Here is a 19,439-nt window from a genome sequence, read left to right on the forward strand (position 1 = left end):
GTAGGCCAAGAGGACTTATTACATATCTCTGCAGCTTATCGCCTGTAACTCACATTGGGGCAGAACAGACTTTCATCAGTCTGTTCTGTTATAGACGGGGAATTTAGATCAAAAAGTCTTCGATTGAACGGCCATTTTCAATTTGTTTTTTGAAAATAGTTGGCATTCTACCTTGCCCTGTCCAAGTGACAGTTTCGCCCTCAACTACGATTGAATATTTAGCTGGACGTGGTGCTCTTGTGCTTTTTACTTTAGCAGTAACACCGCCAAGATCATCAAGTGATAAACCAGCTGACTCAATCATCTTCTGAAGTTCTGCAATTTTAGCGATACGCTCAGCATTTGCTTCGGCTTCAGCATTCGCTTCTTCTTCTCTTTCAGCAACGATCTTGCCTAACTTTTCGTATACATCTTTTAGTTCAGCAACAGATAACTCTTTAACAGAAGCTTTTAAGCGACGAGCATGAGTTAAGATCTCTAAGAATTCAGACATTGTATTTCCCTGATAAGTTTGTATCGCAACAATATAGCTGATTTTCAATTTGTAATGAATACACAAAGAGATTCAATTTAATAGAAGTTAAAGTGCAATTTTCGCGAGTTATAGCGCTTAATCGACGTATTTTGCGCATTATCGTGACAAACTGTCAAATTTAGTCACCACAGGATTACTAAAAGTAAACAAGTAAATTAAGATTGCTAATGCCCAGCGCTTTTATTCATCAAGTAGCTTTCGTATGCGCTCCTTGATTAAATCCACCAGTTGACTGGAGCCTTTCGCTTTTGCGTCGCGAAGATCTTCAGCTAAAACCATCACTTCATCAGGGGCAAAATAGCCAAAATCAACAGAGCGTTGATTCAATTTACACAACCCAATAGTGAAATGCCCTTTTTTAGTTTTATCAACGTACCAGCGGTCACTAAAAATATCGATATGATCGGTGTAATCATCGAAGTGCGGATGGACTAATAAAAACGCTCCTGACGAAGATGGATATCTCTTTATGTTTCCACTTTTAGGTGGTTTTATAATGTCATGATTCCATTTAATTTCATTACAATCTGCACAAGCAACGCATAAGTTTTTAGGGTGAAACATGTAATCCTTATACTTATCTTTTGGTGCAATGTGCTCAACTTGGCAATTTGACGCAGATCGAACACTGACGTCTTTTTTGCAATAAGCGCATTTCGCTTTCTGCTCTGTTCTGTAGTGTTTACGGATATACACTCTTAAAGCTTCTAAGGGTTCTTTTTTTTCCTCCTTGGTCCAGTCATTGTGAGAGAAATTCTCATGTTTAATAATCTCCTTAATCAGTTTCTTCTGTTCTTGAGAAAAAATAACCCCCTTTTTAATATCAGCCATATTTACGATAAACCTCATTGAGCATTTCCACCAACTCTATAACTGGATCATTTTTATCTAGCGATGGTAGTTGGTCATTGAGCATTCTGAGTTTTTCTAATTCTTGAGTCTCAAATTTTTTTTCTGCTTTTACCTTAGAAAATATATAAATAGCTGTTTTTATGAGGTACTCGTTACTGCGACCCGGGTTGTGAAAAAGAGTGGCGAGGTGATAGTCGGAGGAACGTAAACTATGCTCAGAAGCGCTTTTAAGCTCTTGTTCAGTCATATCTAAGATTTCACAATTTTTAACAGCGATGTCTGAAACTATAAGTGGGGAGTGAGTTGCAATTACAAAGTGGCACCCTGAATATGCACTTAAGGATTTATTCAATATTTCTACAAATTTTTGCTGCCAAGAAGGATGTAAGCTGATTTCTGGCTCATCAATCAGGATCAGAGAATTGTCATCAATAGAGGAAATGATTCCAAGAAATAGCAAAAAAAGGCACTGCTCACCAGAGCTTCTTGAGGCTAGAGGTCGTACTTTGGCTGAGTCTGATAAGCCTAGATCATCAAAGTGTTGATCCTTTACTGTTTCAATGTCTGCAACACTTATTAAACCTGACATAAGTAAATCTGCTAGTTCCCGAGATGAATATATTATTTTTTTACTTGAATCTACAGAGTTTAGGAGAACACCTGAGTCACTAAAACATAGCAAAATCCTTGGCTCATCTATGATCGATTCTATTAGTAAGATTAGCTCATTCAAATCCTCTAATTCATAGTGTTCATAGGCATTTCGTAGTGCTATTTGTGTTTCAGGGGTAGTGTCATTGTCCCCATTAATAATTTTATTTAATTCATCTCGTGATAATATAGGCTCCAGAGTCACTTTCAGAACATCACCAAACCCAAAGCTTAATAAAAACTCTCTAAGAGACCTTATCTTACGACTATCATATGTATCCCTAGCAAGAAGTTGGTTTAAAGCTGTTGAGGCTATGCGTGTAGAAGGTAGACGATTAGGAATGTAAGGCTTAGAACCAATGTAGGCATAATACCCACCTTGGACAAAGTCATTCTTAAGTTTCCAGTTTTCGGAAAACTTCTCGAATTGGCTAGTTGATGCACAAATGAGTTTTTGAGGTATTGGGTACCCAAAAGCTCTCTCAACCATATCCCATCTATAGTCATTCTTATAAAAATCTCTACGTATTACTTGTAAGTCAGCAGATTTCGACCTTATCAGCTCACCGTATAGCATTTGATAGTAGTTGCATATATCCAACAAAAGCTGAGTTTTACCACATCCGTTGTTTCCAATGACAAGTGTAAAAGCGTTATTCGCTGAGCTTTCGCCTTCAAATAGTGAAATACCTCTAATTTTTCTTGCCCTAAACGCCATTAACTTTTCCTAACTAAAATAACTATAGATATTTTAATATACCATAGAGAATCCTCACTATTAGTCTAGTGACTCAGTAGCATTACTAAAATTTTGTCAATAAAGCGTGATGCAGTAGGGCAAGCTTGGTGGTGCGAAACACGTTTTGGGGCAAAAGCACGTTAACTCGAGGTTAGCTCAAATAGAGAGTTTTGTGGCGAGAATCAGACTTGCCTAGACTGACTCACATACATGTACTTTAAAACTTTACTCATCCTTAAATCGCAATAACACCGAAGAATTACGAATAGTTGCGCTTTATTAAGCTTTGTACTTGACAGAACTACTGACTTTAAAAGCATGCATACACCGTCTTCCTGAGGTTTCAGCACCATGACAGGTAATATTTTTTTCTATTTTTTCTTTCTTGCCGCTTATCGCTTCACGTAAAATATTACCCATTGAAAAACCTCCACCTTCACATGATGGATTGGTGCAATCAATGTATTCACCGCTGGGGCGCCCTAGTGTGAGATGATGTGTCACCTGTTCCTTCATCCAGATTAGGCTCTCTAACTCTGTAACATGAATAGACATCTCCTGAATTTCAGGATATGCGTCCTTGAAATCACTTTTTGAGCCGAAAACGAAGTTTGTTTCGTTAAAAATATCAGAAGGCTTCTTCGACATACGCATTCTCCTATATGGCTTAACGGCTTTGTTTCCTAAAAGCACAAATAACTACAGAGTACTTCCTGAACGCCAGTATGGCGCTTAAAACCCTTGTTTCATCGTCAGTCGTTTATCTGTAATCAGAATATTATTTTGATTTAAACCCGACAAACATTGGATTTCACTATTAGGAAACAAAGCCTGGCTTAACATTTAATAGGCATTTAGCTCATGAGGCGATTAAAACGCGCACCATTAATTCTCTTTTTGCATCCCCTGTATTGCGGGGTTGTACATTAGAGCACGCTCAACACTATCATGCCGAATAACCAAGGTCTCATTACCAAGCCAAAAGGCACAATGAGTTGGACTACAGATGATCTGCTTCACACGTATGGGGGTTGGGAGCAACTTTGAATGAAGCATGGCATACGCCCCAACCTTATCGTTGAACAGACCTATTTCTTTAACGGCCTGTTCTTTGCCAATTTTTCCAGATAAAACAGTAGCTAACACAAGAGAAAGCACCAATAAAAAGATACCAACACTGTATCCATAAATGATTGTGCTCTTATCTACGAGATTGTGCATTGCTTCTGAAGGGCTATTTTTTAGTTTTAACGAAGCTAATCGGGCAAGAATAATAGATTGCCAATGTTTAACCTTTGGATAAGAAGAGAGTACTGCTGTAACAATCACCGTAAAAACCAATGTGCAAACAGCTATTATCGCGTACAGCATTGGCTTGAAACTAAATATCATCAAAGCAAGGAATCCAGACACTAGAGATTTATCTGATGCGAGTGGGAACTGTGAATCATCAAGGCCAAACACCGCGAGATAACTCTGATGATACGTAATTCCCATAAAATACAATGCCGCAGAAATGACTGGCAATACGGTAAACAGTGTTTGTAGACGAGACTCATTCATAATGCAATTTCACTGAAATTTTAGAGTTAGTTTATTGATAACACTATAAAATGTTGCAAGCAAGTGAATCTAGCCTACATTCTATTTTGAAGAGAGTAGCGCGGTAATCATTTTGTGTTGCAAATTTACTAGCGGCCTCCACAAGAGGAACTTTGCATTAAGAAGAAGGAAAATAGGCGTATAACCACCACAGAATGAGTTATAACCGTAGATTAGCGAAGCGGAAACTACTAATAAAAACTCAAGAACAATCTAAATATCCGTGTCTGAAGCACAAACCAGAAAGATCCAAACATGCAACAGTGATGAGCTAATATTGATGAGCACATATGTAGACTGAAAATTATGTCGTTCTAGTCAATGAAAAGCCATGTCTAATCCCATTAAGACACTCCTTTTCGGTATGCTTTTCATTACCCGATAGTGAGGCCAAAACAATTCCTAGCTCATTAGCCAAATCACACAACTCAATATCCTTCTGAGGAATAGCACTTAAAACAGCATTGAGCTTAGTCATGAACAATTCAATATCAATCCGATTTGATTCTGAGGCTCGTTCAAGCAAGTAGGCTTCGAGAACAACGGGGTCCTTGAATGCCGCAGCTTTAACCGTTGCAAATGAAATGCCTTTAACTTTATTTTTCACAATTCACCACCTTGACTGTACTTACTATCTATTTGGGAAAAGTTAAAACTAAATCAACTCAACTAAGAACTTTCGACTGGGATATGGTATTTTCCTTTGCCTAATTACTGCTTTAACAGACTTAGCTTAACAGCATAGAAACACGATTAGTGCGGCAGCCTTAGACGAATAATGGAAGTACGATGAGCTATCTTCTGAGACGGGCCGCTCAAAATCTAGCTAAAAATCACCACGAATATTTTATGATTTTGTGATTTGCTCTATCAAATTAGACTTTTCTTCTTCTGTCATTTTTTCAAGTAAACATAGCAATTTAGCCGTGCTTTCCGACTCACAAAAAAAGTAAGCGACTGGCACACCTAATTCATCAGCGATAGCCTTTAAAGTCTGGTAGTCAGGTGTATGCTTGCCTTTTTCGTACTGATTCATACGCGCACTCGCAGTGCCCACTTCCATACCTAGCTGGATACCCAGCTGTTTTTGACTAATCCCCTTAGCAGTGCGAGCTTGTTTGAGCCTGAGAGGTAATGGATTGATAATTTTATCGGCCACAGCTTCAACATAATTTGTCCTTTGATAACTCAGATTGTCTTAGTTTTTTGACTTAAGGTATACTAAGGAATCCTTAGCTTTTTATCGTTAGTTGTCAAGCTCCACACCAATTACGCAATGCGGGGATATTCGCAGAACGAAATCAAAGTGAAATATTGGAATAACGTCATGGAGTGACACATTACATATTGAAAATAAAGACTATTGGTAAATATTCTGATGCCGAAAATAATCCGCATAAATGCAACATTACTCACCATTCTTATTGTTGATGAGAGGCAGCAACTCACTGTTACACAAATAAAAAGTCAGATGGTCAGAGTAAATCCTTCGATTTTGCCAAGAGAGTCAGAACAAATCGTGCGCCGTACTCTTTCAAAGCTCTCAAACATTGGTTTTTTAGAGAAAATAACTTCTGGGAAACGGACTGTTTTTGAAAAAACCTCTTTATTTGATATAACTCGCCTAATGCCGAGTAAACCACGTCTTACGAAAATAGAAGTATCACCAACTAAACTACCTGAAATAGAGCAACTCCAAGCTACACTCCATCAATATCAAGAAGGTTTTCACGGTTGTATTGGTGAGGTAGAAGAGCTTAAACGTCTCTACGAAGCACTTCCCTCCTCTAAGATTAATCTTTTCCCCCGTTACTTAGATGCTCGAAATCGGGGCTCTACACTTGCGGGAAAAATCAAAGCCATTGAAGCCTATTTAACTGACCTTAAAGGGCTTTCATAGTGAAATCGAAAGGGGTAATGTTGGCCGTTCACTGAGGGTTAGATTTAGAAAATCTTAGAGTACATCTTCAGACTAACTGGGAACGCCTGTAGCCTGTAGCCGAAAAATGGCTCATTTAGTCAATAGCTGAGCTAGTGTTTTGGGCGTCGAAAATTCACGCGCGACTAACATGTCTTCAGGACTCATAGCATTAGGATTATACCTAGAGAGCTTAACGACCTCAGAAATCAATATGTTATCTAGAGGCTGCATAAATGGGTTACTTGAGGGCCTATTTTCATTCTGAAAAATTAAATCGTAGGCATCACTAACATACTCAATATCGAGGTTTTTTGCATCTTTCCTTAATGCTATTTTTAACGACTCTATCAGTAAATGCTTTAGCAGCCTGTTTTCACCCTTGCATGCTGCAAACAGCGGAATTGCAAAATTCTTATCTTCTAGCTTTGGCGGAATATCAAAAGGCATAAATTTGGCCAAGCTCATTAAGTATTGGCGGAAAAACTTGCTATCTTTTTGCAAACTAAAATACTCAAGCTTCCTTCTTCGAACTAAACGAGATGACCATTGTGGCTCATCAGCGATTTGTTCAGCCCAAGGCATTCCAACAAGTACAATAGGTATCTTAGCTTCTTCGCTGATGTACTTTAAACCATTAGCTATGTCTTGCCGTTCCGATCCTGTTTTAAACTCAATTAACTCCTGAAACTCATTGATGATTAGCAGCTCAACTTGAGCCTTAGTTAAATTTTCAACTAACTTTTTCCTTAAATCTGTCGCATAACCACGCTTCCTTCTCTGGTAGCTACCAAAATGGTCTAAATCTGCAAGCATTTGAGTTAAGGTGGCATCTAAACCCTTACCACTTGATATCCTGCTCACAAGAACAGGCATTGATTCTCGTCCGTAATTTTGGCTGGCCAGAACACTTTTTTTATAGTGGTTAACTAGATGACTTTTACCTACACCAGTATCTCCAGTCAGTAACATGCACTGCTGATCCGATTGAAAATGCCTATTTAGTCTTAATTCATCAAAGTCATTAAAAATGTCTTTGACTAGAGGATGCATAACAAAACAATCACTGAATCTTTGTAACTGTTCAATTTGATGGGGCGATAACATTTTCACTCAAAAGCCTCTACATCATCATCCCAGTGTTCGAGAAGATTACTAATATTAGATTCTGAATTTTTAGGTAAAGAAGGGAGCAATTCTTCGCTTTCGAGGCGTATTGTCCCCTGACCTGTATTACTCACATCTGCAAGTTGAGCTTGCTTTTTAAGCCCTGAAATTTTCGCTTTTGTATTAGATATTTGAAACGCTTCTTGTTCTTGCTTTACTCGAGCATGAATTGCCATACGCGCTTTAGCTAACCCCAAATTATCTTTCCCTTCTCGAATAATTTCACGATTAATTTTCTTAATCACTTTATGCTCATGAAGGCTCAAACCGTGGGTATAATCACTATTATCAGTACAGGGGACTTTAAGATAACCGCCTAATTCCTCGAGGTAAACATGGATACTCGATAGATCATCAGGGTCGACTTTAATGATTTTTTTGATGGTTTCTTTGGTTTGTGGGTAATGCTTTCTGTAATCGGCCAAAGCAGTAGAGTCATACATTAACTCTTCAAATTTGAAACCATTTCTGGTTAATGTTCGCTCATCTGAAATACCCATCAGCACAGTAAACCGTTGTTCGTCCTCTGCACTCATCTTTAGTGGCGGGTAAATATCAAAGCCACGCTGCCACTGTTTTATAGGAATTCGTGTTTCACGTGAGTTTGAATCTTGATGATAAATATCAACAACCCAGCGATGGAATTCTTCAACAAAAGTAGAAAAGCGCATAATGGCGTCTTTTTCCGGTTTATAGTCTTCTTTTGCTAGAATATTCGAGAAGGTTTTACCTGGCATTTCGGCTAAAAAGCATTCGTTAATCATCCCGAAAAAACGTTCTACAAAAGGCTTTAACCAAGGTTTACGAACTGGGTTATATTGAATGTTTATTCCTGCCTCTTTACAGGCATGCTCTAAACTTTTCGACCAAAATTCAGCTCCATTATCCACAACTAGGTTTTCAAATTTACCATAGCAAGGCCACTCATTTTGAAGCTCTATATCAAGACCTTCAAGTGATTTAGGTTTTATTGCATGTACTATTGCCTTGGCAGCTGAAACATATGAAGGCGACCGATAGCTTAAGTGAAACCCCAAAACACAACCGCTGAAAACATCAACAATCAAAGTTAAATAAGGTCTGCCAATTGGGATAGATAATTCATCGTCAATCAGGATTAGATCTAGTGGAGTGTGATCGATTTCTACCCGTTCTAATATTCGCGTTGGGGGAATATAGGATGAGCAATATGCAAACCATTGATCTGCTTTAAATTTACCATGCCGCGCTACTGCAACAGGATAAGGAGGTAATGACTTTATTCTTTGGTTAAAGCTTTTATAAGAAATGATAGGAATTTGTCCATCAACAATGCTCTCATTTTCAATTGTGATGGCGTCTCTATAGTATTGATATGCTGTAGATACTCTAGGTCTTTTGGCATCTAGAAAACGAGTTAGTGCTTGCTCAAAAAAAACTTCATCCCCCTTAACTCGACTTGTTCTATTACCCATTTTGTGTCGCTTAACGACTAATGATGCAAGGTCACCATCACTTTCAATGTAGCTTTTACGCCAACGGACTAACGTTCGCCAGTTAGGCCGCTTGTCCATGGCCGTAGTAAAAAGAACATCAAGAATTGGATCTAGATTTTTTTGAGTCCACCCACCAGAAATTTTTTTGTCTATGAAGACAATGAGTTGATATTTGTTTAACGCATTGTCTCTTAAAAATTCAGGGAAGGTATCTAAGTCTCTTTTGACTAATGCTGTATCTTCTAACTTCACATATTGAATGGGGGTATCTGGTTTTTTAACTAATTCAGACTCACTAAATTCATCCTCAAAATCCATCATTCAATGCACCATACCGCTGGATTACAACCAAGATCATCCTGGCTTAAGTTCGCCTTCACCAATCCTTTATGCATAAGGGAATACAAGTGTGAACGGATTTCCCCTAATGCTAATGATTGCTTTGCAGCCACATCGTTAACACTAATTTTCCCTGTTTTTTTTATAAGATTGAGCAGTTCAACTTGAATGTCGCTCAAACCGTAAACTCCCGAATATCGATGCAAAATTTTAAGATTATTTAGAATCGGGTTTACACGGATTTGACGTTCAGTGACCAAGATAAGATCTGCACCTAAAGACTGAGCTGCCGCTTTCTTTGCTAGAAATTTAGCCCTAAAGATTGGATCGAATGTTTTGCTATAAGGTTTATATTCATGGAACTTTACTGTCCCATCAAAAAACTGAATTATCGCATCAGGAGTATAGGGCAATCTTTTGCCCTCAAAAGCGTAATAGAACCCTTCAGGCTGGCTACCAAACACCTCTATACAATCATTGTATTCATGATGAAAGCACGCATCAAACTCCAATGAACTTTCACACATTATCGTTTCGCTAACTTTTGCGCTAGCGAATTTAAATACGTTTTTGTTCGGTGATGGTTTGCGTAAGCTTCTTATGTACATGAGTTAAATTCGCACAAATAATGTACATTTAGTGTACTAAGATACAAATATTTGTCAAACTATGGGTTATTTGAAAGCCAAGATACTGATATTAAAGAAAATAGCTTCTGTATTGTAATTACAAAATCCATTTTTATGTCATTGAATGAGTTAAATTTGTCAAGCTATGGGTATATTCTGTCAATGTATGGGTTCAGCGACAACAACACACAATGTTCGCTTTAAGCACAAGCCTACCCTATTTCATCGCGGCTTTTACATAGACATCGAAACGGTTTTTCTTAGTTTCGATAACTGTATTAGGCTTAACCCCGTCCAAATCTTCGGCGTAGTCTGGGCGCTTAACGACGACACGTTTCGTTGCTAAAGCTAAAGCGGGGGCGAGTAAACCATCGGCATCTAAATCGGCACCGACTAAGGATTGGAATACCCGCATTTCCTTTTTAACGAGGGCCGATTTATCGCGGTGGGGATACATAGGGTCGAGGTACACCACATCCACCTCTTGTGCCAATTTAGATAGAGCTTCAAGGCTCGAACCATGGAACAGACGCATCCGCTCACGCATCCAATCACCGATTTCAGCATCTTGATAGGCGCGGCGCAGACCATCTTCAAGCAATGCCGCAACCACAGGATGACGCTCAACCATAGTCACAGTGCAACCAAGGCTTGCGAGCACAAACGCATCGCGTCCTAAACCCGCAGTGCCATCAACCACACTTGGCATTACCCCTTGCTTTAATCCCACGGCTTTAGCGATGGATTGGCCGCGACCACCACCGAACTTGCGTCTATGGGCGACGGCGCCAGTCACAAAGTCCACCACTATACCATCGAGCTTAGGCTCATCGCGTTTATGCAGTGATAAAGTATCTGATTCAAAACGCAATTCGAAGGTCGCATTCGCATCGTAGACGAGTTGCCAACGTGCACAAATATCCACAAGTGTTGGGTATTGCTGATTGAAAAAAATCGGGGTCACAGGCTGTCTTCTAACCAACGAAAATGATGGCCATTATGCCTAAAAATCTGGTTTATGAATATGCCAGTCAGCAAATCACATCAGCAAACTCATCACTGTCTTAGTCAATTTGTCGCAGTGCGCCCTTAACGATTCAAACAAGCATCACACTGTAATACACTGATTTATAAAGATAGTAATCTATTTGTATAACAATTTAGTGATTTATGTTATATGTTATATCCCCAGTCAACCTGCGTGACTTCCGTATGGGATAAGGACTCTTTTTGCTTCAATGGCTAAAAGGTTTTTTGTTTATTAGGGATCAAGACTTTTTAAATCCTGATAGAACAATATTAAAAACCAGCTTATTGCGGATTATTCTGCTCAGTGGCGCGATTTTGACCACTAGCATAGTGCTGCATAGCTCTTTAATTGCGTATGAGTTAAACCTCGCTTTTATTATCAGCATTACGGTCAGTTTTCTAACTGTGCTGTTTTTGGCTTTATGGTTTACCCGCAAATATTTACTCGCCAGTTCAATAAGCCTGCTGGCTATGGTCATTGCCGCCTGTATTTCTATACTCTTGTTTATTCCAGACTTTAACTTATCCCAGGCAGGGATTACCTTCTTATATACCTTGCCCTTAATGGCGCTTTTTCTATTTGGCAGAAAAGTAGCCGTTATTCTGATGTTTTTTAATGTATTGCCTTTTCTACTGCTACTGCGTAACCAAAATATTCCCCCGATTATTGATATTGATATCAGTCTGCCTGCGACCCACGCTTATCTGAATGGCTTGCTGTTTGTCTTTTTTAATATCTGTATTCCCTTGTCGGCGATGCGCCTACTAAAAACCCAGAAAGTCCATGCGCAGCAAATGATCCAGCATCAAAATGATCGGCAACGTACCTTAGATCAATATGCTGAAATCTTTGAAAATAATGGTACCGCGTCCTTCTTCTGTAATGAGGACGGCGTGATCCTCAACCTGAATAATGCGGCCAAAGAAATCGCCGGAGAGGTCACACTAAACCGCACTCGCCTATGTGACATTTTTGAACTTACCGAAGATACCAGCACAAATTTACTGGCGGCCGCGTTTCCGACCCATTTAAAGAACAATAACAGTATTAAATATCTGCTGCAGAAAGCCTCATTAGAGCACCATGACACTTTGTTGTTTCACTGCCACGATGTCACAGAACAGGCAAACCATGCGATTGAACTAAGCCGACTTAAAAAGCACCATATCAGCACACATTTCTATGATTTAGTGACCGGATTACCCAACGAGAATCACTGGTATAACCCAGCCCCAAGTACGATCCATTTGGATATGACAGTCGCCTTAGTCAAAATTGATAATCTGAGTCAAATCAATGCGGCATTCGGTATCAGCGTCGGGGATGCCATCCTAAAAGCCTTTGCGGCCGAACTCAAAAATCGCTTTGGGCATCACGCAAAAATATACCGGTTTAGGGGAGCCTCGTTTGCGCTTGAGTTTACCAGCCTGCCGCTGATCTCCCCCGAAAACCTCGCGCTACAATTACGCGAGCGTATTCCAACAAACCTGCAGCTCAAACAAGAACAACAGATTGAATATCACCTCGAGTGCCGAGTCGGTTGCAGCTCGGGTAATAAAGCCTCACCGCAGCAAGCCGCAGAGCAATGTTTAATTGCCATTAAACAAACCACCCAAGCTAGCCCAGTCATGGTGTATTACATTGGTTTGATTAATAATCTTCTCGAAGCCTCATCGCAGAAAGCTAAAATTCGCGACGCATTGAAACATAATCGTCTGGAAATGTGGCTACAGCCTAAAGTAAGGGCAGATGGCCACATTATTAGCTTTGAAGCGCTGGCAAGAATGTTCGATGAAGACGGCACTATGATTATGCCGAACACGTTTATCCCCATCATAGAGTCATCCCAATTACAGGCGATTTTTGCAATAAAAGTCTTCAGGCAATTACTACAACTGATCCGTTCTTGGCCGAAAAATGTGCCTCTGGTCAGGATAGCCTTCAACTTATCTGGGCAGGATATATTGTCGGATCGCTTCTTTAAGGTGTTGATCCAAACCTATATGAATCACCCCGAACTCATCCCATTATTAGAAATTGAAATCACTGAAACCTCAGTATTTTCAACCCATAAAGAAACGGGCCGACGCCTAAACACCTTAGCTCGCATGGGAGTTTCTATCGCCATTGACGATTTTGGTACTGGCCATGCGTCATTAAGCCAACTCATCGATATCAGTGCCGACACGATTAAAATCGACCGCTGCTTTGTCAGTCAAATGGGCATTAGTGAACGCCACACCCAAATTGTCAACGCCGCCATCCTGTTAGCCAAGAGCTTAAAACTCAACGTCATAGCCGAAGGCATCGAAACCGAAGCCCAGTTATTGCAACTCACGGCGCTAGGATGTGAACAATTTCAAGGCTATCTATTCGGTAAACCCGCACCAGCGAATCTATGGCTGAAAACCTTTCAAATGCAAACGCCCACACACTGGTTCGCCAATAAAAAGAGCGCCAACTAAGGCATTAAATTTACGCCTACAAGCATCGCAGGTATAATTGGCGTCAGGCATTTGCCTCTCTTTGCTTTGTTTGCAAATTACTAGGATCCCCCATGTTAAGTTACCGCCATGGTTATCACGCTGGCAATTATGCCGATGTGTTGAAACACGCCATCTTGCTTCAAACCTTGCAGCTGATGCACAAGAAAGACAAACCACTCGTGTATATCGATACCCATGCGGGTGCGGGTGGTTATGCTTTAAGCGATGAATTTGCACAAAAAACCGGTGAATACCTCGAAGGTGTAGCTAAGCTTTGGGATAAAACTGATCTGCCGCAGTCGCTGCAGGACTATGTCGCCGCCGTGCGTCATTTTAATGAAGAAAATCCTGACGAACTCAACTTCTACCCAGGTTCGCCCGCCATTATAGACATGGAATTGGGGCCTAAAGATCGCATGGTGCTGCACGAGCTGCACAGCACTGATTATGTGTTGCTGGACGATTATTTCTGCGAAGACAGGCAAGTAAAAGTGATCAAAGGCGATGGCTTAAAAGGCCTTATCGCCGCAGTGCCACCCTTAGAGCGCCGCGCTCTGGTGCTCGTCGATCCTAGCTACGAGATGAAAACCGACTATCAAGATGTAGCCGAAACCCTGATCAAAGCGCATAAACGTTTTGCCACGGGCGTGTTTATGCTTTGGTATCCCGTGGTAAATCGCGCTCAGACCGAAGGCATGTTATCGCGTCTCGCCAGCAGTGGTATTAAACGTCAGCTAAGAATCGAGCAGGCGATTAAACCCGATTCGGATGAATTTGGCATGACTGCAGCAGGATTATGGATCATCAATCCTCCATGGCAGTTAGATGAAATCGCAACCGAATTAATGGATTACTTAGGTAAGACACTCGGACAAGCGGACGGTAACATCACAGTAAAATGGGAAGTCGGCGAATAACCTTCTACTCAAATGGCGGCGATGATCTCAGGTTTTCGCCGCTTGATTTTAGTTCACAAAGTCTACAGCTAAACGCCCTTCTGCTCGCGATAACGCTTCAATAGAATTTTCACCCGCTCAACATAGGCTTGGGTTTCAGGATAGGGCGGAATGCCATTGTACTGCACCACAGTTGTCGGCCCCGCATTGTAGGCCGCGCAGGCTAAGGCCACATCCCCGTTAAACTGTTTTAGCATTTGCGCCAGATACTTACTGCCACCTAAGATATTTTCTTCGGGTAAAAACGCATTTGCCACACCCATTTCTTTGGCCGTTTCAGGCATTAATTGCATCAATCCCATCGCGCCAGTACGCGACAATGCACGCGCATTAAAGGCTGATTCTGCGTGGATCACGGCGCGGATTAAGGCGGGGTCAAGTTGATGTTTATGGGCCGCACGGGTGATCAGGGCATCATAATTGGCGGTAAATAATCGGATGCCATTCCAATCTATGGTTGAATCGGGGCGGCAGGCAAAACAGTCATACAACAAAATTTGATACGGGTTATTGGCAGGGGCTTTATCGGTAAATACAGTGACGCCATTGGCTTGTTGGTATTGATAAATTTTGAGTTTTTCTAAGCCTTCACGGCTGACGATGCCGCTCTCTGAATATCTGGCAACGATACGCGGCTTAGGCTTTGCGCTTGTCTCTTCTGCTTTTACGCTCGCCATCAGACTCGATATCAACCATAAGCACAGACCCAACACGGCAAGGCGGTGAGGCGATAACAAGGCCGCAGCCATCGATGGGCGAGTCGGTACTATGCGAGTGGGCAACATCAAAGTCCCGTGTGCTGATTAAGTTTAAGTACTTCAATAATAGCAAAGAGTTGCTTCATCTCTCGGTTTATCTGACTAAATTCTGCTGAAAAGGTCGCGCCATTAAAAATGGACTGCATTTGAAAACGCGTTCTGCGATTTGGTAGGAACATAATCAACTTATTGCGAAAGAAAGCGCATTGAATATTTCCGCCAAAATGCTTAGCAAGTTCCTGTAAGCGCTCCATAAATGCCGTATTGAGCAAATAGCGAGACTCCACTTGATCCGTTGAAAACACGTCGAACTCTTTTTCAAATTGTGGATCTTCAAGTTTGACTCGTACTAGTCCAGCATGGCTGTCGGACAAGAAATTCGCTAAACCACCGCGATCCCTCAGCACCACAGTGTGGCCGATAAACGCTTTATGGCTACTAAGCTCAACCACTAAGCCACTAAACTGGGTTTCGGTGCGGGTAACGGTTCTGCGCCTATGGGTGCTGGCATTCAGTTCTTCGACTTGCACATTCTTGGTCAAGGTGAGCTCATTAATCGTCAACTCAACGCCTTTATAGCGGCCTTGAATATAGTCGCCGAAACTGACTTTATCGTATTGCGGCAACACTTTAGCCGCAACGAGTCGATTCATATCGAGGCGCATTTCACGGCTATAAACAAAATCATCACCGAAATATTTAAACATCAGTGGATAAATATCCCGCTGAACCAAATGTTTAAAATCTCGAGTCGGTGCAAAGCTCCACCAGCTCAAGCCAACTAAGGCAAGCAAAGGTAAAGGCGGGAAATACGCGCGACCACTGTAGTAGCCAATAACGGTGAGCAAGCTCAGCCCAAGCACTATCATTAAACTCAAATATAAACGTTTACGCGCCGCCTTAAGACAGGCCACACGCTTATTTTCATATTTACGACTAATGGGGGCGAGGTGTTCTTCGTAATACGCTTCGAGTTGAGGAAGTTCATCCAAATCCGCAGACAAACCAACATGACCCCGATAAGTCTGAATCGGGCTACCTAAAATGAAGGTTAAAATATTCATATTGATATCATAGTATTGCAGGGTGATAGCTCACCCTGCACAGCTAGGCTTACAAGTATTCGGCCGCATCTATGGGCGCTTTTGCCGCTTCGCTCACTTCATAAAAAGGCATGACTTTAATACTCGCCATTGAAGCGATAATCGAGCCAGGGAAGATTTCAACAGCAGTATTAAGCTCTGACACTGCCGAATTATAGAAACGTCTCGCAGCGGAGATATGCGCTTCGACTTCGTTATAGGTCTGCATCGCCTGCAGCATAGTGTTGTCGGACTTGAGCTCAGGATAGTTCTCCACATTCACCATCAAGGCGCCCATTTTGTCGTTCAACTGCTCAGCCTGAACTAAATGTTCTTTAACGGCACTCGGATCTGCCTTGTTATAATTACGACTAAGCTGAGTACGTAATTCGGTGATTTCAGTGAGCAACGACTTTTCATGATCCATAAATCGTTTAGCGATTTTTAGAATATTGGGCACAAGATCGGCACGCTTAGTAAGTTGTACATCAATACCCGACAGGGCCTCGAGTGCGGTATTGCGCTTTTTGACTAAGCTGACGTACCAAAGATAGGTCACGATAAAAATCAGCGTTAATCCCAATAACAATTTTTCCATCTTCCATCCTTAGGTTTCTTATTCTTGTTAACAGGATACAGCTAATCATAAATGAGTGGAAATTTCACCTATGGCACAGGTTAAGACGATGAAATTATTCTCTGGTCAGAGCTGGCAATGGTGAAAGTGGTGATCTGGAGCTTCAACCACCAGCAAAACTCGCCTCTTTAGGCGGTAAACTGTGATCCGGCACATTAAAAAGCGCAATTAAAATATAAATTTAACGATATTCAGCTCCGATACAGCAAACAAGGTCTATAGTGTATTGGCACAACATTAGAGCATCCAATTTTGCTCGTGAATACTGGACTCCTCGAGAGTCCATTTTTTTATCCCCATTTTGCCCTCATCACTTCTACACAGCCAATCGCAACATTTAAGTTTCAATTAAAACTTAACAATCATACTTTCCGGCTAATTTTTTAACTTTTACCTTAGCTTTCCCCCAGAATACTTGCTGCCAGAGTCATCCCCTCAGCCACCTTATTCGCAGTCGGCCGTCGGCTATGCCTCGCGTCTGTTCTAGGGTCAAAGATAGTGCGCTGCGCAAAGGTCGACATAAAGGAAGAACGATGAGTTTCAATTCCGGCGATATCCCCCCAAAAAAGGCCTCGGAGCCAGATCCACAACATGGCGATATCAGCGCCAGTGGTTGGTTTGTGCGTTTTCTCAATATTGTTGAACGCTTAGGTAATCTTCTCCCCCACCCAATCACCCTATTCGCGCTGTTCTGTGTCGCTGTGGTCGTCATTTCAGGTATCGCGGGTTACTTTGGCCTGACCGTTGTTGACCCAAGACCTATTGGTTCCCACGGCCGCAGTGCCGATGGTTTAATCCATGTGGTAAGCCTAATGAACGCCGAAGGCTTGCGGATGATAGTCTCGCATCTGGTGACTAACTTTACTGGCTTTACGCCGCTTGGCACTGTGCTCGTCGCACTACTCGGCGTCGGGATTGCAGAACGTTCCGGCTTATTATCCGCCGCCATGCGCGCCCTAGTCATGGGCGCCTCAAAGCGATTGGTTACTGTGACCATAGTCTTTGCCGGCATTATGTCCAACACGGCCGCCGAGCTTGGCTATGTGGTGCTTATCCCTATGGCGGCGATGATTTTCCACTCCCTTGGTCGCCATCCTCTGGCCGGTTTAGCCGCCGCCTTTGCGGGGGTTTCAGGAGGCTATAGCGCAAACTTGTTACTGGGTACTGTCGATCCCTTATTATCGGGCATAACCGAAGCTGCGGCGCGCATGATAGATCCTGAGTACAACGTCGGCCCAGAAGTGAACTGGTACTTCATGTTTGTCTCCACCTTTGTGATCACTTTCCTTGGCGCCTTTGTTACCGAGAAAATCGTCGAGCCTAAGTTAGGCAAATACCAAGGTGATGATGCGGATGAAACCGTATTACAGTCGATGGAGAGCGTTAGTGCGATTGAAAAGCGTGGCTTAAAATGGGCGGGGTTATCTATGTTAGTGCTCGCCGTTATCCTAGCGCTTTCAGTCGTACCAGAAGGCGCGCCGCTGCGTCATCCAGAAACTGGCCTTATCTCAGGTTCGCCATTCCTCAAGGGCATAGTCGCCTTCATCTTTATCTGTTTTGCCATACCGGGCTTTATTTACGGCAAAATAGTGGGCAGCATCAAAAATGATAAAGATGTCATCAATGCCATGTCCCACAGCATGAGCACTATGGGCATGTACATCGTCCTCGTCTTCTTCGCCGCGCAGTTTGTCGCCTTCTTCAACTGGAGTAATTTAGGTGCGGTACTCGCAGTGTTAGGGGCCGATGGGCTGCAATCCATAGGCTTGACTGGCCCTATTGTGTTCCTGTTCTTTATTATGCTTTGCGGCTTTATCAACTTGATGCTCGGCAGCGCCTCGGCGCAATGGGCCATTACCGCTCCTATTTTCGTGCCTATGCTGATGCTGGTCGGTTATGCGCCCGAAACAATTCAAGCGGCTTACCGTATTGGGGACTCAGTGACGAACTTAGTCACGCCTATGATGAGCTACTTTGGTTTGATATTAGCGGTCGCCTGTCGTTACCAGAAAAACCTCGGTATAGGCACGCTGATCGCCACTATGCTGCCGTACACCCTGGTGTTTTTCGTGGGTTGGACAGCGTTCTTCTTCCTGTGGGTATTTGGTTTTGGTCTGCCAGTCGGGCCAGGCGCAGCGACTTACTACACGCCTTAACCTCAATAAAAAGGGCGTCGATGATGAAGTCGACGCCCTTGCTTTATCGGGTTGATCCACTAAAACCCGTAGATTTAGTCGTATAACCATTCCATCAACAGACTGCAAATGAGCAAAAACATGCCTAGATTAAACATATAGGTCTGCAGTGTGGATTTTTCTGGCGTGTCCTTAGCTTGCGACACTATTTGGCTCACTGACATAAAAAATAACTGCGGGGTTAACCCCATGCCGACAAATAACACGGCGGCACCGACGCAGCGGGTTAACTCGGGCACAGCAAGCGCCGGCAAGTAAAACGCATATACACCATAGGCCAAAAACGCCAGCGCTATGCTATGGCATATCATTCCCACGATAAGTTGCTTAGTTGCAAGATTACCCCACGAAAACACCATGTCACCCCTACACTCAGCTTAACCAGAAC

At 42.2% G+C, this 19,439-nt stretch carries 19 protein-coding genes; 4 read left to right on the plus strand and 15 right to left on the minus strand.

The features are described 5' to 3' along the window. Window positions 1–103 precede the first annotated feature (103 nt). The 7 genes from FW758_RS21815 to FW758_RS21845 all read right to left on the minus strand — a co-directional run bounded on the left by FW758_RS21815 (window position 104) and on the right by FW758_RS21845 (window position 5,538). Window positions 104–493, minus strand: a complete 390-nt coding sequence (locus tag FW758_RS21815) for an H-NS histone family protein (RefSeq protein WP_006081626.1) — start codon at window positions 491–493, stop codon at window positions 104–106. Window positions 494–715: 222 nt separating this feature from the next. Then, the gene (locus tag FW758_RS21820) at window positions 716–1,366 is read right to left on the minus strand and encodes an HNH endonuclease (RefSeq protein WP_446446500.1); all 651 of its coding nucleotides are present in this window, start codon (window positions 1,364–1,366) and stop codon (window positions 716–718) included. Next, a complete protein-coding gene (locus FW758_RS21825) occupies window positions 1,359–2,756 on the minus strand; it encodes an AAA family ATPase (RefSeq protein WP_446446501.1) in 1,398 nt (465 codons plus the stop codon). The genes FW758_RS21820 and FW758_RS21825 overlap by 8 nt, the downstream gene beginning before the upstream one ends. A 300-nt stretch (window positions 2,757–3,056) precedes the next feature. Continuing rightward, window positions 3,057–3,425: a hypothetical protein gene (locus tag FW758_RS21830; protein WP_446446502.1), complete on the minus strand. Its 369-nt coding sequence runs from the start codon at window positions 3,423–3,425 to the stop codon at window positions 3,057–3,059. 237 nt (window positions 3,426–3,662) lie between these two features. Then, window positions 3,663–4,340, minus strand: a complete 678-nt coding sequence (locus tag FW758_RS21835; RefSeq protein WP_446446503.1) for a hypothetical protein — start codon at window positions 4,338–4,340, stop codon at window positions 3,663–3,665. Window positions 4,341–4,683: 343 nt separating this feature from the next. Beyond that, a complete protein-coding gene (locus FW758_RS21840) occupies window positions 4,684–4,986 on the minus strand; it encodes a hypothetical protein (RefSeq protein WP_446446504.1) in 303 nt (100 codons plus the stop codon). Window positions 4,987–5,226: 240 nt separating this feature from the next. After that, complete coding sequence (locus FW758_RS21845) at window positions 5,227–5,538, minus strand: helix-turn-helix domain-containing protein (RefSeq protein ID WP_011718593.1); 312 nt, start codon at window positions 5,536–5,538, stop codon at window positions 5,227–5,229. Between the two features lie 219 nt (window positions 5,539–5,757). Between FW758_RS21845 and FW758_RS21850 the strand changes: the two genes are divergently transcribed. Then, the gene (locus FW758_RS21850) at window positions 5,758–6,279 is read left to right on the plus strand and encodes a hypothetical protein (RefSeq protein WP_446446505.1); all 522 of its coding nucleotides are present in this window, start codon (window positions 5,758–5,760) and stop codon (window positions 6,277–6,279) included. 111 nt (window positions 6,280–6,390) lie between these two features. Here FW758_RS21850 and FW758_RS21855 read toward each other — a convergent pair whose 3' ends face one another. From FW758_RS21855 to FW758_RS21870, 4 genes are all read right to left on the minus strand, one after another. Beyond that, the gene (locus tag FW758_RS21855; RefSeq protein WP_446446515.1) at window positions 6,391–7,404 is read right to left on the minus strand and encodes a TniB family NTP-binding protein; all 1,014 of its coding nucleotides are present in this window, start codon (window positions 7,402–7,404) and stop codon (window positions 6,391–6,393) included. Window positions 7,405–7,406: 2 nt separating this feature from the next. Then, on the minus strand, window positions 7,407–9,260 hold the full coding sequence (locus FW758_RS21860) for a Mu transposase C-terminal domain-containing protein (protein WP_446446506.1): 1,854 nt from the start codon (window positions 9,258–9,260) through the stop codon (window positions 7,407–7,409). Next, a complete protein-coding gene (locus FW758_RS21865; RefSeq protein ID WP_446446507.1) occupies window positions 9,257–9,805 on the minus strand; it encodes a TnsA endonuclease N-terminal domain-containing protein in 549 nt (182 codons plus the stop codon). The genes FW758_RS21860 and FW758_RS21865 overlap by 4 nt, the downstream gene beginning before the upstream one ends. Window positions 9,806–10,124: 319 nt before the next feature. Next, on the minus strand, window positions 10,125–10,871 hold the full coding sequence (locus FW758_RS21870; protein ID WP_006079459.1) for a class I SAM-dependent methyltransferase: 747 nt from the start codon (window positions 10,869–10,871) through the stop codon (window positions 10,125–10,127). A 266-nt stretch (window positions 10,872–11,137) separates the two neighbouring features. Between FW758_RS21870 and FW758_RS21875 the strand changes: the two genes are divergently transcribed. Further along, window positions 11,138–13,402 (plus strand): EAL domain-containing protein, encoded by a 2,265-nt coding sequence (locus FW758_RS21875; RefSeq protein WP_446446508.1) that lies wholly within the window; start codon window positions 11,138–11,140, stop codon window positions 13,400–13,402. A gap of 92 nt (window positions 13,403–13,494) precedes the next feature. After that, window positions 13,495–14,340, plus strand: coding sequence for a 23S rRNA (adenine(2030)-N(6))-methyltransferase RlmJ (locus FW758_RS21880; protein ID WP_006079458.1), 846 nt, complete (start codon window positions 13,495–13,497; stop codon window positions 14,338–14,340). A gap of 68 nt (window positions 14,341–14,408) precedes the next feature. Here the strand turns inward: FW758_RS21880 and FW758_RS21885 are convergent, their stop codons facing one another. The 3 genes from FW758_RS21885 to FW758_RS21895 are packed head-to-tail and all read right to left on the minus strand — an operon-like array spanning window position 14,409 to window position 16,817. Beyond that, complete coding sequence (locus FW758_RS21885; RefSeq protein WP_446446509.1) at window positions 14,409–15,164, minus strand: lytic transglycosylase domain-containing protein; 756 nt, start codon at window positions 15,162–15,164, stop codon at window positions 14,409–14,411. After that, window positions 15,164–16,201, minus strand: coding sequence for a DUF3137 domain-containing protein (locus FW758_RS21890; protein WP_446446510.1), 1,038 nt, complete (start codon window positions 16,199–16,201; stop codon window positions 15,164–15,166). The genes FW758_RS21885 and FW758_RS21890 overlap by 1 nt, the downstream gene beginning before the upstream one ends. 49 nt (window positions 16,202–16,250) lie before the next feature. After that, on the minus strand, window positions 16,251–16,817 hold the full coding sequence (locus FW758_RS21895) for a LemA family protein (RefSeq protein WP_259582100.1): 567 nt from the start codon (window positions 16,815–16,817) through the stop codon (window positions 16,251–16,253). A gap of 572 nt (window positions 16,818–17,389) precedes the next feature. Here FW758_RS21895 and FW758_RS21900 point away from each other — a divergent pair. Then, window positions 17,390–19,012, plus strand: a complete 1,623-nt coding sequence (locus tag FW758_RS21900) for an AbgT family transporter (protein WP_014620475.1) — start codon at window positions 17,390–17,392, stop codon at window positions 19,010–19,012. Between the two features lie 74 nt (window positions 19,013–19,086). Here the strand turns inward: FW758_RS21900 and FW758_RS21905 are convergent, their stop codons facing one another. Further along, window positions 19,087–19,410 (minus strand): hypothetical protein, encoded by a 324-nt coding sequence (locus FW758_RS21905; RefSeq protein ID WP_012197840.1) that lies wholly within the window; start codon window positions 19,408–19,410, stop codon window positions 19,087–19,089. Window positions 19,411–19,439 lie beyond the last annotated feature (29 nt).

Source organism: Shewanella sp. 1180_01 (genome assembly GCF_052850535.1).